Source organism: Micromonospora sp. S-DT3-3-22, assembly GCF_015354745.1.
In the GTDB taxonomy this organism is placed as follows: domain Bacteria; phylum Actinomycetota; class Actinomycetes; order Mycobacteriales; family Micromonosporaceae; genus Micromonospora; species Micromonospora wenchangensis.
Genome location: NZ_JACGMO010000008.1, coordinates 1 through 13,348, shown reverse-complemented (window position 1 = coordinate 13,348; position 13,348 = coordinate 1). Strand labels below are relative to the sequence as shown.

The 13,348-nt window shown below is 74.0% G+C and carries 11 protein-coding genes and 1 pseudogene; 5 read left to right on the top strand and 7 right to left on the bottom strand.

Features of this window, described 5'->3' with window-relative positions; all coding sequences use genetic code 11:
* Positions 1 to 3 precede the first annotated feature (3 nt).
* The 4 genes from H1A17_RS03635 to H1A17_RS03620 form a co-directional block, all read right to left on the bottom strand.
* Positions 4 to 234 carry a ferredoxin gene (locus H1A17_RS03635; RefSeq protein WP_145922220.1) on the bottom strand — a complete coding sequence of 77 codons (231 nt, stop codon included), beginning with the start codon at positions 232 to 234 and terminating at the stop codon, positions 4 to 6.
* Positions 231 to 1,457 (bottom strand): cytochrome P450, encoded by a 1,227-nt coding sequence (locus H1A17_RS03630; protein ID WP_145922219.1) that lies wholly within the window; start codon positions 1,455 to 1,457, stop codon positions 231 to 233. Before H1A17_RS03630 ends, H1A17_RS03635 begins: the two co-directional genes overlap by 4 nt.
* A gap of 175 nt (positions 1,458 to 1,632) precedes the next feature.
* On the bottom strand, positions 1,633 to 2,499 hold the full coding sequence (locus tag H1A17_RS03625; RefSeq protein WP_145922218.1) for a hypothetical protein: 867 nt from the start codon (positions 2,497 to 2,499) through the stop codon (positions 1,633 to 1,635).
* A gap of 108 nt (positions 2,500 to 2,607) precedes the next feature.
* Positions 2,608 to 5,115 carry a S8/S53 family peptidase gene (locus H1A17_RS03620; RefSeq protein ID WP_194821055.1) on the bottom strand — a complete coding sequence of 836 codons (2,508 nt, stop codon included), beginning with the start codon at positions 5,113 to 5,115 and terminating at the stop codon, positions 2,608 to 2,610.
* A gap of 129 nt (positions 5,116 to 5,244) precedes the next feature.
* Between H1A17_RS03620 and H1A17_RS03615 the strand changes: the two genes are divergently transcribed.
* Positions 5,245 to 7,041: a sigma-70 family RNA polymerase sigma factor gene (locus H1A17_RS03615; RefSeq protein WP_194821054.1), complete on the top strand. Its 1,797-nt coding sequence runs from the start codon at positions 5,245 to 5,247 to the stop codon at positions 7,039 to 7,041.
* Here the strand turns inward: H1A17_RS03615 and H1A17_RS03610 are convergent.
* A complete protein-coding gene (locus tag H1A17_RS03610) occupies positions 7,038 to 7,625 on the bottom strand; it encodes a TetR/AcrR family transcriptional regulator (RefSeq protein ID WP_145922215.1) in 588 nt (195 codons plus the stop codon). The genes H1A17_RS03615 and H1A17_RS03610 overlap by 4 nt on opposite strands.
* A gap of 105 nt (positions 7,626 to 7,730) precedes the next feature.
* Here H1A17_RS03610 and H1A17_RS03605 point away from each other — a divergent pair, with 105 nt between their 5' ends.
* From H1A17_RS03605 to H1A17_RS03595, 3 genes are read left to right on the top strand one after another with little or no spacing between them, the layout of a single operon-like run.
* Positions 7,731 to 8,660 carry an SDR family NAD(P)-dependent oxidoreductase gene (locus H1A17_RS03605; protein ID WP_145922214.1) on the top strand — a complete coding sequence of 310 codons (930 nt, stop codon included), beginning with the start codon at positions 7,731 to 7,733 and terminating at the stop codon, positions 8,658 to 8,660.
* A gap of 50 nt (positions 8,661 to 8,710) precedes the next feature.
* Entirely contained in the window at positions 8,711 to 9,073 is a 363-nt protein-coding gene (locus H1A17_RS03600; protein ID WP_145922213.1) for a metalloregulator ArsR/SmtB family transcription factor, read from the top strand.
* Positions 9,070 to 9,573, top strand: coding sequence for an SRPBCC family protein (locus H1A17_RS03595; protein WP_194821052.1), 504 nt, complete (start codon positions 9,070 to 9,072; stop codon positions 9,571 to 9,573). The genes H1A17_RS03600 and H1A17_RS03595 overlap by 4 nt, the downstream gene beginning before the upstream one ends.
* Before the next feature lie 49 nt (positions 9,574 to 9,622).
* On the opposite strand, the pseudogene argS reads toward H1A17_RS03595, so the two are convergent.
* Together argS and H1A17_RS03585 are read right to left on the bottom strand one after the other, a co-directional pair.
* Positions 9,623 to 11,334 (bottom strand): annotated as a pseudogene (argS, locus tag H1A17_RS03590) (arginine--tRNA ligase).
* A 439-nt stretch (positions 11,335 to 11,773) separates the two neighbouring features.
* Positions 11,774 to 12,208, bottom strand: a complete 435-nt coding sequence (locus H1A17_RS03585) for a PRC-barrel domain-containing protein (RefSeq protein ID WP_145923091.1) — start codon at positions 12,206 to 12,208, stop codon at positions 11,774 to 11,776.
* Between the two features lie 227 nt (positions 12,209 to 12,435).
* Between H1A17_RS03585 and H1A17_RS03580 the strand changes: the two genes are divergently transcribed.
* On the top strand, positions 12,436 to 12,774 hold the full coding sequence (locus H1A17_RS03580; protein WP_309236690.1) for an SCO4848 family membrane protein: 339 nt from the start codon (positions 12,436 to 12,438) through the stop codon (positions 12,772 to 12,774).
* Positions 12,775 to 13,348: the final 574 nt, after the last annotated feature.

Here is a 13,348-nt window from a genome sequence, read left to right as displayed (position 1 = left end):
GGGTCAGTCGATCCGGATCGCGCCGGCCGGGCAGAGGTCGGCGGCCCGCCGGACGCGGTCCCGCAGCGCGACCCCCGGCGTCGGGTCGCGCAGCAGCACCAGCCCGTCGGTGTCGTCCTGGTCGAAGACCTCGGGGGCGGTCAGCACGCAGTTGCCGGCCCCGCAGCAGCGGTCCCGGTCGACGGCCACCCGCGACGTCGTCTCCCCGGACGCCTGCCGCCCTCCCGGCGTCACCAGGTCACCGGGAGGGCGTCGAGGCCGAACACGACCGAGTTGTCCCGGGTGCTCAGCTCCTGCGGGTCGACGGCCACCCGCAGGTCGGGGAAGCGGCGGGCCAGCTCCACCAGCGCGACGCGCAGTTCGGCGCGGGCGAGGGGCTGCCCGATGCACTGGTGCATCCCGAACCCGAAGGCCAGGTGCTGGTGGGCCTGCCGGTACGGGTCGAACCCGTCGGGGTCGTCGAAGACCCCGGGGTCCCGGTTGGCCAGGGAGAGCAGGGCGATGGCGCCCTCACCGGCGCGGATCAGCCGGTCGCCGATCTCGACGTCCTCGGTGGCCACCCGGAACAGCCCGGTCCGGACGATGCTGAGGTAGCGCAGCAGCTCGTCGACCAGCCCCGGGGCGACGTCGGGCCGCTCGCGCAGGATCGCCCACTGTTCCCGGTGGCGGGTCAGCAGCAGGACGCTCAGCCCGAGCATGTTGGCGGTGGTCTCGTGACCGGCGATGAGCAGCAGCAGGGCCATCCCGCCGAGTTCGTCGACGCCGAGTTCGCCCGGCTCGACGCGTTCCCGGATCAACCGGCTGAGCAGGTCGTCCGCGTCGTCGGGGCGGGCCCGCTTGGCGTCGATCAGCGACCGGAGGTAGTCCCGTAGCTCCTGGGCGGCATTCTGGAGCTGCTCGACGGGCACCTGACGGTTGAGCAGCAGCCGGCTGCGGGACTGGAAGAAGTCGTGGTCGGCGTAGGGGACGCCGAGCAGGTGACAGATCACCTTGGACGGCAGGGGCAGGGCGAACGTCGACACCAGGTCGGCCGGGGAACCGGCGGCGGCCAGGTCGGCCAGGGCCTCGGCGACGGTCTGGTGGATCAGCGGCTCGATCCGGCGGACATTCTTGATCATGAATTCGGCGGTGAGCATCCGGCGCAGCCGCAGGTGCGCCTCACCGTCCATCCGGATGAACGCCCCCTGGGAGTCCGACGTCACCTCGGGGGGCAGCGGGCGGAGCAGGGGGAAGCCGGGGCGGAGCAGATCGGAGCTGAACGCCGGGTGGCGCAGCAGCTGACGTACCTCGGTGTGCCGGGTGACCAGCCAGGCGGTGGCGCCGGTGGGAAGCTGCACCCGGGTCACCGCCCGGTCGGCGAGGGGCTGCCGTTCGGCGTCGTCGATCAGGGCGAACGGGCTGCGGACCGGGTTGACCGGCGGCCAGTGGGGCAGTTCGGTTTCCGTGGTCTGTGTCATGTGGACACTCCTGCCATGACTGTGAGTAGTCGCACCGATTCGTGACGTTACCCATCGGTGGAGGTCGACACAACCCTGAGCCGGCGTTCACCCCGCCCGACGGCGACCGGCCCCACGGCCCGCACCGACGGATCGGCACGGGCCGCGGGTGGCCGTCGCCCGACGGCCGGACCGCTCAGTTCGCGCAGACTGCGTACGCGCGCACCTTCCACGTGCCGCTGAAACCGTCCCCGTCCTCGGCGGCGCTGACGGTCACCGTGGTCGACGAGGTGGGCCGCATCCCGGTCAGGCGTACCTGCCCCTCACCGCCGACGATCTCGCCGCCCACCCCGTGCACCCGCTTGCCCGCCGGGCAGGTCGCGGTGGCCGACCGGGTGGCCGTCGAACTGGCCACGCTGTCCACGATCACCCGCTGGTCACCGGCGAGCGGGTCGACGCAGACCACCGAGACGTCCAGCGACCAGTTGCCGGCGAACGCGTTGCCGGCCTCGACGCCCGCCACCGTCACGCTGCTCTGGTTGACCCGCAGATCCTCCAGCAGCACGTCGCTCGCCCCCGAACCGAGGGCCAGCGCCGCGCCCCCACCACCGATCGCCCGCTTCCCCACCGGGCAGAACACCTCCAGGAACTTCGGGTTCACCGAGTTGATCACCGAGTGTCCGGTCACCACCTCCAGACCCGCGGGCGGCGTGGCGCACAGCGCGGTGGCGGTGACCGCCCAGTTCCCGGCCACACCGTCCGGGTCCTCGCGCCCGGTCACCGAGTACAGGCCGGCGTCGGCCAGCGGCTGCACGATGTCCATGCCCACCTGGCCGAGGCCCGACCCGGTGATCGCCCCACCGCCGCCGATGACCGTGGTGCCGGCCGGGCAGACCGCGCTCTGCGACTTGGCGACGCTGTTGCTCGGTCCGACCGTCGTCCGGATCGACAGGCCGGGCACCGCCGCCACCGGCCCGCTGAGCGCGAGCTGACCGAGCACGACCGTGCTCAGCAGCGCACCGCCCAGGGCGACCGTCCGACGCGTCCACGTTTGTCCACGCATGATGTTCTCTCCTTGAGTGCGTACGGTCCGGGAACCGGCCGGTCCCCGGTCAGGTTCGGATCGGGGGCGGGAGCCGGGTGGTGCCCGGCCCCCGCCGGTACGGGTCGGTCAGCCGACGAGGTGCTGGATGCGGACCGGCACGGAGTCCGTGCCGACCAGTCCCGTCGCGTCGAAGACCTCCAGCCACACCGACCAGGTGGTGGTGGCGGTCCCGCTGGTCAACTGGGCCAGCGCCGCGGTGAACGAGGCGCAGTTCTTCGGCGTTCCCTTGTCGTCGACCGGCTCGCCGGTGGGCACCCCGCCGCCCTGGCACAGCACCTGCTTGACGCCACCGTCGCCGTACGCGGTCCACCGGAAGCGGGTCCCCGCGACCGTGCCGTCCTCGGCGTCGGTGCCGGTCCCGGCGAACGCGACGGACTTCGGCCCGGCCTCGACCGTGGTCAGGTCCAGCGCCGTGGCCGGCTTGGTGATCGTGGCGGTCGGCCGGGACTGCCCGGCCGGGGCCGAGGTGACCGAGAAGGCGCGCTGCACGCTGGACCCGGCCGTCGCGAACGTCACCGTGTACGCCCCCGGCGTGACCGCGTTCGCCGGCAGCACCGCCTGGTGGCCGGTCTTCTCCAGGACGACCGTGTCGCCCCGGCGCACCGTCCAGGTCACCTGGGCGTCGGGCACCGGCCCGAACTCGTCCGGGTCGTTCGAGGTGCCGAGCAGCCCGACCGACTGCCCCGCGACGAGGGTCAGCCCCGCCGGCGGCGAGATGATGGCCACCTTCGTCGGGCTGTCCACCACCGTGACCGTCACCGCCGCCGAGCCGGTACGCCCCAGACTGTCGGTGGCGCTGGCGGTGACGACGTGAGTGCCGGCGGACAGCGACGGCACGAACGTCTGCGACCCGGTCGCCAGCTCACCGTCGATGCTGCTGCTCCAGGTGAGCGGCAGCTCCTTGCCCAGGAAGTCGGTCGCGGTGCCCCACAGGTCGACCGACTGGCCCACCGCGAACTTCTGCTTGGTCTTCGGGGTGCTGATGCTCACCGCCGGCTTGCCGACGGTCACGCCCAACGCCCCGGCGACGGCGGCCAGCGCGTCGATCCGGCGCTGGCTGCCGGTCACCTTGCCGCCCAGCCCGCCGACGTGTGCGGTGTCGTTGAGGATCTTCCGGACCTGCTCGGAGGTCAGCGTCGGGTCGGCGGCCATCACCAGGGCGGCCACCCCGCCCACGAACGGCGCGGCGACACTCGTGCCGCAGGTGGTCTTCGTGGTGTTGACCGCCGGCGTACCCGGGTCGGTCAGCCCCGGCACACACATCGGACCGTAGATCTCCACCGACGTGGTGAGGTCCTTGGTGCCCCAGTTCGACCCGCCGGACACGGTCGCGTCCTGGTTCATCCCACCCACGCACATCACGTGGGTGCTCTCGCAGGGCACCCAGAGGGTGTCGCCGTCGACGTTCGTGCCGTTGTTCCCGGCGGCGGCGACGATCAGCGCCCCGGTGTCCCGGACGTGCTTCATCCGCCGGTCGGTCCAGGTGCGGGCGTGGCTGACGCCGAGGTTCACGTCCCGGGTGAAGCTGAGGTTGACCACGTCCGGGTGGGTCGCCTCGGCGGCCTTCTCCAGCCGCCGCAGGACCGTCCAGTAGTCGATGCCGTTGCGGACGGCGACCAGTTCCTGCACCACCGGCCCGGCCGGTCCGGCGGTGCCGTAGTCGTTGTCGACCCGGCCCATCCCGGCGAGCACCACGTCGGTGGCGTGCCACGGGCAGGGCGTGCCGCCGGTGCAGTCGTTGGTGTTGGTCTCGCCCCACTCCGCCTTGTGCAGGGTGACCTTGCTCGGGAAGTCGGCGTTGAACTGGAACCCGCCGTCCTGCACCAGGTACTTCACCTGCTTGGTCAGTCGGCCCTTGCTGTCCAGCAGCTGCCAGGCCGGCGCGACCCCGACGTCCAGCGCGCCACCGGCCCGCATGAACGACCAGTCGAAGACGTTCTTGCCGATGTCCGGGGCCTCGAAGACCTGCCCGTCGGCGATTCCGGACGGCTCCACCAGCCAGTCGAGGACCAGTTCGGTGCCCGTCCGCCACTCGGCGGCGGCCAGCGCGAGCAGGCGCAACGCCCGCTCGTCGCCGACCCGGTAACCGCCGGACTGCCGCGGCTCGGCGGCGAGCAGGTCGGCGACCAGCCCGGCCGGGTCGGCCTTGCCGACGTCCACCCGGACCAGATGGTCCTGCCCCTCGGCGTCCGGGGCGAACGAGTCGAGCACCTGGCCACCCCAGCGGGCCAGGAAGGCGTCCAGTTCGGCCTGGTCGGCGGTCCGCACCATCACCTCGTCGAGGACCAGGCCGGCGGGTGAGCCGTCCGGCCCGGCCACCACGCCGACCTCCCGGTCGGTGCCGGTCCGACCGACCGGGTCGAGCCGTAGCCGGGGCGCGGCCAGGCCCGGGTCGACCCGGAAGGCCAGCGGCTCGGCGTTGGTGGCGTCGACCCGCCCGGTCGGGCCGCCCGGTGCCGGGGCGGCGCTGGCGTCCGTGCCGGCGACGAGTCCGGCGGCGAGCGCCGCCACCACTACGGTGGTCAGGTACCGGCGTGTGCCGGTCCGGTGGGTCGCGGAGCGTGTCGTGTTCATGGGTGTCTCCCGGTGTCGGCGGTGCGATGACACCGGTAGGAGCGCGCCGGGGTCGGCATGCCAACAGAAAGTTCCCGGGGAATTTTTTCTTCGCTGTACTGGACCCGTCGACGAGCGGTGGGAGCACGGATGGACGTGATGGCGCAGGACGACCGGACGCTCGTCGAGGCGCTCCGGCGGGGTGACCGGACCGGCCTGGAGGGCATCTACCGGCGCTACGCCGACCGCCTCTACACGTACGCCCGGACGATGCTGCACGAGCCGGAGGCCGCCGCGGACGCCGTCCACGACGCGTTCCTCACCGCCGGCCAGCGCATCGACCAGCTCCGCGACCCGGACCGGCTGCGTTCCTGGCTGTACGCGATCGTGCGCAGCGAATGCCTGCGGCAGTTGCGGGAGCGGGCCCGGTCCGCGCCCCTGGCGGAGGCGGCCGAACCGGTGGCCGACACCGGCGACCCGGCCGCCGCCGTCAACGCCGACCAGGTACGCGCCCTGGTGCACCTGGCGGTCGACGCGCTCAACCCCGGCGACCGCGAGGTGGTGCACCTGGCGATCCGCCACGACCTCTCCTCCGTCGACATCGGTACGGCGTTGGGGGTGCCCGCGAACCACGCGCACGCCCGGTTGTCCCGGGCCAGGTCACAGCTCGAACGGGCGCTCGGCACGCTGCTCGTCGCCCGCAGCGGGGCACGGGACTGCCCGGCCCTGGCCGAGCTGCTCGGCGACTGGCAGGGCCGGCTCACCCCGGTCCTGCGCAAACGGCTCGCCCGGCACATCGACGACTGCGCCCGGTGCGGGCTGCTGCGGCGCGAACAGTGCAACCCGGCGGCGCTGCTGACCGCGTACACCGCGCCGGGGTTCCTGGTGGTGGCCGAGACGGTGTGGTCGCGCCTGGCCGAGGCGGGTCCCACCGCCGTGCAGGCCACTGCGGAGTTGCCGGCCGGCACCGGTCCGGCGGCCGCCGACCCGCCCGGGTCCGCCGCCGGGGTCGACGCCCCCGACGCAGCCCACGGCCCCGCCGGGTCGACCCCTCCGGCCGTTCCCGACCCCACCGGTCCGTCGTCACCGGCTGATCCGTCGTCCCCCACGGCGTCGCCCGATGATCCGGCGTCCCCGGCCGATTCGGCGTCGACGGCTGAGCCGGCGTCGACGGTCGGGCCCGGCGGCCTCGCCGGTCGGTCGGATGCCGCCGGGCAGGGCGGGTCGGGCCCGGCCCGCGTCGCGGTGGCCCCGGCCGGCGCGGCGGCGACACACACCGCGACCCGGACGGTGGGCGTCGCGGCCCGGGACCGCGACCGGCGGCGTCGGCGGCGGGTGGCCGTGACCGCCGGGTTGCTGCTGCTCCTGGTGGTGGCCGGGACCTGGGCGGTGTCGACGGCCCGGCCGGACGCCGAGCAGGTGTCGGTGACGTCCGGCGTCCCCACCGGCGCGGCGGCGGTCACGTCGTCCGCCGTCGCCACCGCGGCGCCGTCGGCCCGGACGACCCCGGGGCCGGACGCGACAGGTGCCGGTGGCCCGGCCGCGCCCGGCGGTGCACCGACCGACGCCGCGACGAGCGCCGTCCCGGGTCCGACGCCGGCACCCTCCCGGCCGCCGGCTGCTCCCCGCCCGACGACGGGCGCGCAGCTCGCCGCTCCCTTCACGGTGTCGGCCGACGCGCACGTCCGCTGCGGCGCGGACGCCTGGAGCCTGGTCGTCCGGGCCACCGGCAGCGGTGCGGTGGGCAGCGCGCAGGTGCGGTACACCCCCGCCGGGGGCGTCCCGACGAGCCGGACGATGACGGTGGACGGATCGTCCGCCCGGGTGACCGTGGGTCAGCTCCGGGCGTCCGCCGTGACCTGGACGGTACGGGTGACCGCCGTCGACGGCCGGACCGCGCAGAGCCCGTCGTCCACCGTGGCCGATCCGTGCGTCCGGCCGGGCTAGGCGGGCGGGGGTGACCCCTGGTCGGGTGCGCGGACGCCGGCGAGCAGCACGGCCAGGTACAGCTCGACCCGGTCGTCGGGCGCGTCGGCGATCCGGGCGGCGAACGCGGTGCCGCAGACCAGGTGCTGCAAATCGTCCAGGGTGAGGCCGGGGCGTAGCTGACCGGCCCGGACCGCCCGCTCCAGCACGGTCGCGGCCAGGGCGGCCAACTCCGCCCGGCGGGTCGTGGTCGGTGCGGTGGCGTCCTCGTCCGGGCTGGTCGAGAGCACTTCGGCGAGGGTCGGCTCGGTGAGCTGGCCGAGCAGGATGCTGCGCAGCAGCCGTTGCAGTCCCGCCCACGGGTCGTCCTCGCGGCTCGCCGCCTGCGCCTGGTCGAGCAGGGTGGCGAAGGCGTCGGCGGCGAGCGCCTCCAGCAGTGCGCGTCGGGTCGGGAAGTGCCGGTAGACGGTGCCGACCCCGACCCCGGCCCGCCGGGCGATGTCGTTGAGCTGTAACGACAGGTCGCCCTCCGCCACCAGCGCGCGGGCGGTGGCCAGCACCCGGTCGCGGTTGCGCGCGGCGTCCGCGCGCAGTGTCGTCGTCACCGCGCCAGCCTAACGCAGCGGATTGCTCATCCGATCGGATTGACAATCCGCTTACTCCGGGCTTGAATCGGATAGGTAATCCACTCCTCTGTCGGAAGGCACACCATGGACCGCGCACCCGGCTGGACCGCCGCCGATCTCACCGACCAGTCCGGCCGGACCTTCGTCGTCACCGGTGCCAGCAGCGGCCTCGGCGCGGTGATCACCCGCCACCTGGCCGCCCGGGGCGGTCGGGTGGTGATGGCCGTCCGGGACACCGCCAAGGGCGCCCGGGTCCGGGCCGACCTGCTGCGCGCCCACCCCGTCGCCGACCTCGTCGTCCGCCGGTTGGACCTGCTCGACCTGGACTCCGTCCACGCCTTCGTCGAGGGCCTCGGCCGCGACGTCGACACGGTGGACGCGCTGGTCAACAACGCCGGCATCGGCACCGTCCCCCGGCGGTTGAGCCCACAGGGGGTGGAGAGCCAGTTCGCCACCAACCACCTCGGGCACTTCGCCCTCACCGGACGGCTGCTGCCCGCGCTGACCGTCGGCCGGAACCCGGTCGTGGTCACCGTCGCCTCGGGTCTCTACCCGCTCGGGCGGCTCGACCTGACCGACCTGGCCGCCGAACGCCGCTACTCCGCCGCCGGCGCCTACGCCACCTCGAAGCTCGCCAACGTGCTGTTCGGGCTGGAACTCGACCGCCGGCTGCGGGCCACCGGCTCGCCGGTCCGCAGCCTGCTCACCCACCCCGGGATGACCAGGACCGACCTCTCCCGGGACCTGCCGCCGCTCGCCCGCCGGATCGAGACCGTGCTCATGGGCCCGCTGCGCCGCCCCCTCGACGAGGCCGCCGCGCCCATGCTCTTCGCCGCCACCGTCCCGACCGCGCCCACCGGCCGGCACATCGGCCCCGGCCGGCTCCTCCGCCGCGCCGAGCCCACCTTCGCCCCGCTGCGCGGCACCGCCACCGACCGGCGACTCGCCGCCGACCTGTGGGCCCGCTCCGAGGAACTCACCGGCGTACGCCCGTTGCCCGCCCCGCTGCGGTGACCACCGCCGGCCGCCCGACAAAAGCGTAACCCATGGGTTACGCTTTGCCGGTGGACGAGGTGGCGGCGGCGATATCCGATCCGGTCCGTCGCCACATCCTCGAGCTGCTGCGCGACGGCGACCTCCCCGCCGGGGAGATCGCCGACCGGTTCCCGATCAGCAGGCCGGCGGTCAGCCGTCACCTGCGGGTGCTGCGGGAGAGCGGCCTGGTCCGCAGCGAGCTGGTCGGCCGGCAACGGCGCTACCGGCTCGACGCCGACCGGTTCACCGAGCTCGTCGACTGGCTCGCCCGGTTCCGCCGCCCACGCGGCTGGGCGCAGCACCTCGACGCGCTCGAAACGGAGGTCCACCGCACCCGCCGGGAGCGCCGCGCGCGCGACACGACGGACCGAGCCAGAGGAGAGACCGCGTGACCGGCACCCCCACCGGACGGCTGTTCCGTACCGCCGCCGGCACCGACCTGGTGCTGGTACGCACCTTCCGCGCACCCGTCACGGACGTCTGGGCCAGCGTCACCGAACCCGAACGCACCGCCCGCTGGTTCGGCCCCTGGGAGGGCGACGCCGGCCCCGGCCGGACGATCCGGTTGCAGATGGTGTTCGAGGACGACGCCCCGTGGACCGAGCTGAGGATCGAGGCCTGCGAGCCGCCCCGGCACCTGGCCGTGTCGTCGGCCGACGGGTCGGGCGGCTGGCGGATCGAGCTGCTGCTCACCGAGGCGGCCGGCCGCACCGAGCTGCGGTTCACCCACCACCTCGACAGCGAGGAGCACGTCGGCGAGATCGGCCCCGGCTGGGAGTACTACCTCGACCTGCTGGTGGCCGCCGGGACGGACGCCCCGAAGGCCGGGTTCGACGACTACTACCCGGCGATGAAGCCGTACTACGAGGGGCTGCGCGGTCCGGCCGGCTGAGCCCGCCGGGGCCGCGTCCGGTCGACCCGGCGCGGCCCCGGCGTGGCGCTCACATCCGGTCGGGCGTCCGGATGCCGAGCAGGTCCAGTCCCTGCCGCAGGGTCCGTCCCGTCAGGTCGGTCAGCAGCAGCCGGCTCGCCCGCAGCTCCCCGTCCGCCCGCAGCACCGGGCACCGCTCGTAGAACGTGCTGAACCGGGTGGCCAGCCGGTGCAGGTAGCCGGCGAGGTGGTGGAACTGCGCCGTCCGGGCCACCTCGTGCACGACGGCGGCGAACCCGAGCAGCTCGAACGCCAACGCCCGCTCCGCCGGGGTGCCGAGCACCACCCCGGCCGCCGGCCCCGGCACCGCCCCGGCCCGCCGCAGCACCGACCGGGTCCGGGTGTACGCGTACTGGAGGTAGGGGGCGGTGTTGCAGTCCAGGGCGAGCATCCGCTCCCAGTCGAGCACGTAGTCGCGGGTCCGGTCGGTGGACAGGTCGGCGTACTTGACCGCGCCGATGCCGACGGCCCGGCCGATCTCGGCCGCCTCCGCCTCGTCCAGGTCGGGGTTGCGGGTGCGGGCCAGCGCGGTCGCCCGGGTGACCGCCTCCGTCAGCAGATCGACCAGCTTCACCGAGCCGCCGGCCCGGCTGCGCAGCATCCGGCCGTCCGGGCCGAGGACGGAGCCGAAGCCGAGGTGCTCGGCCCGGACCGGAGGACGCAGCCAACCCGCCTGCCCGGCCACCGCGAACACCATCGCGAAGTGCTGCCGCTGCGGCAGGCCCACCACGTAGAGCAGCCGGGTCGCGCCCAGCTCGTCGACGCGCGACCGCAGCGCCGCCAGGTCCGTCGCCGGATACCCGTACCCACCGTCGCCCTTGCGCACGATCAACGGCAGCGCGACGCCGTCGCGCCCGACGAACCCGGGCGGGAAGACACAGGTCGCCCCGGCGCTGTCGGTCAGCAACCCGAGCCGGTCGAGGTCGGTCACCACCGCGCCGAGCCGGTCGTTGTACGCGCTCTCGCCCCGGAAGTCCTCCTCGGTCAGGGTGACGTCGAGCAGCTCGTACACGGTCAGGAAGTACCGCTGGGACTGCCCGACCAGCAACCGCCACAGCCGGCGGGTCTCCGGGTCGCCGCCCTGCAACGCGACCACCCGCTGCCGGGCGCGTTCCCGGAACGCCGGGTCGGCGTCGAACTTCGACCGGGCCGCCCGGTAGAACCCGTCCAGGTCGCCGATGGACAGCTCCTGCGCCGCCTCACCGAGGTCCACCAGGTGCGCGATCAGCATCCCGAACGGGGTGCCCCAGTCGCCCAGGTGGTTGACCCGCACGACGCGGTGCCCGAGCCAGCCCAGCACCCGGACGGCCGCGTCGCCGATGACCGTCGAGCGCAGGTGCCCGACGTGCATCTCCTTCGCCACGTTCGGGCCCGAGTAGTCGACGATCACGGTCTCCGGGTCGCCGGTCACCGGCACCCCGAGCCGCTCGTCGCCGGCCAGCGCGGCGACCATCCCGGCCAGCGCCCGTCGGCGAGGGTCAGGTTGACGAAGCCGGGGCCGGAGACCTCCGCCACCGCGCAGACGTCGTCGAGGTCCGCGCGGTCCAGCACCGCCTGGGCGATCTCGCGCGGCGGCCGGCCGAGCCGCCGGGCCAGCGCCAGCGCCGCGTCGGACTGGAAGTCCGCCCGCGGCGAGCGCCGCACGGTGGGTGCGACCGGTTCACCGGCCACGGCGGCGAACGCCGGCGTCAGCCGGTCGGTGAGCAACCTTTCAAGATCCATTGATACGCCGATCTGCTCGGATCCGTCAGCCAGGCGGATCCCCGGACGGGGGAGCCTGCGGACGGACCGAGGACAGCGGAGGTGACCGGCGGCTCGATCCGCCGGTCGCAGGGGAATGGGTCAGCGCGGGCGGGCGACGGGTCGCCGGCGTCGCTCCGCACCGACCACGACGTCGTACGACGTCCGGGTGTGCTGAGCGGTCGCGCTGGTCATGCCGGCAGCCTACCGGACCGGCGGCGTGGCCGGTCCGCCCTGCCGGACGTGGCCGGTCCGCCCCCGGTCGGTCCGCCCCCGGTCGGTCCGCCCTGCCGGACGCGTCCGGTCCCGGCATGGTCGGTTCGTCCTGCCGGACGTGTCCGGTCCCGGCCTGCCGGCCGCAGCGTCCCGGCCCCGACGCTCCGCCCCGCGTGCCCGTCGGGGCGGACCGGGGTTCCCGCCGTCAGCCCCGGTGGTAGCTCTGCGCGTAGTAGTCGCCGACCTGTTCGCGGTAGTCCGGCCGGACGTCGTCCTCCGGATCGAACGCCGGGGAGTCCCTGACCTGCTCACGGCTCCGGTCGACGTGCACCACCCGGTCCCCGTGGTCGACCCGGGCGACCGTGCCGACCGGCAGCAGGACCTTCCGCCCGAAGATCCACGGCCCGGTGTCCACCACCAGCCAGCGGGCACCCGCGTCCTCGCTCGCCTCGTCGATCGCGCCGATCCGCCCGTCGGTCGCCTCCACCCGGTATCCGGTCAGGTCGAGCGGGGTCCCCGGGCCGGGCGCGTCCGGCCCGTCGTGCGACTCCCGGTCGGGCCGCTCACCCGGCTCGGTCTGGTCGTATCCGCCGGCCAGCGCCGCCGGGTCGCGCCATGCCCACGGGTTGAACGGCTGCATCCGGGCCACCTCCACCTCGTCGTCGACACCCGACAGGTGCCCCAACCCCCAGCAGCGGAAACACCGCGCCGCCAGCTCCGGCCCGCCCCGCCCCGCCTCGCCCGCCGCCGCCGCCCGAGCGCGTTGATCAAGAAGTTTGCGTCACGGACGTCCCCGAGGATGACCGGAACCTCTTGATCAACACGCCTCGGCGGCGGGGGCGCCGTTTCGGGGGGCGGGTGGCGGGGGTGGGCGGGCCGACAGGGGGCGGGGCGCTGGGATACTCGTCGACCATGGTGTTGTCGCGGGGTTGGTCGTTGTTCCTGGTCGGCGTCGGAGTGTGGGCCTGGGCGATCTGGCCGAGGTTCGGGGTCGCCATCTGGAACGACACGCGGGCCTGGTCGGGCGGGGCGGTCGGCGTGGGCGCTCCGACCGGATTCCTCTGGATCCACGCGGTGCTCATCGCGGCCTCGTTGGCCATCGGCTCCACGGCCGGTGTGCTCGGCATCCGGGGGTGGCGGGCGGCCCGCCGCCTGTCCCCGGCGGCGTCAGCGGGCGGCGCTGAGGCCGATGACCAGCGGATTTGACGATCAAACCTGAGGCCGCGTAACTTTCTCTCTGCCAGCGCGGAACGGGCAAACGGGATTAAAACCCCGGGGTTCGGATCCGATGTGTGGCACCGGGTCGTCGGGGGCACCATCTCCTGCACGACGCGGTCCGGGTGGGGCTCGACCGAACGCCGCAGGGCGGATTTGGTCGGGCGGAACCGACCGGGTAAGGTTGTCGACCGGCAGGGCACCGGGCGAGCATGCGGGAAACCGCAGCGGCCGGTTCTGCCAAATCCGATGATCAACCGCAGCGCTGGCCGCTGCGTGCGCTCATCGGGCGATGCCGCACGAAGCGTGACACACCGGGGCACACCGGTTGACACGGGGAAGACGGTGAGGTAGCGTAGTAAAAGTGCCCAGCGCGAGAGCGCGGGGCGCGGCGAACGAAATGCCCCGACTGGGTGGCCGTTGGTGCGGTGGTCTGGTTGGTGTGTGGTTGTTCTTTGAGAACTCAACAGGGTGCTTGTAAAGCCAGTGCCAATTGTTTTATACCCCGTGCCGGCTGAATCTTCGGGTTTGGTTGGTTTGGGATTCCTTTGGCAACATGTTTGTT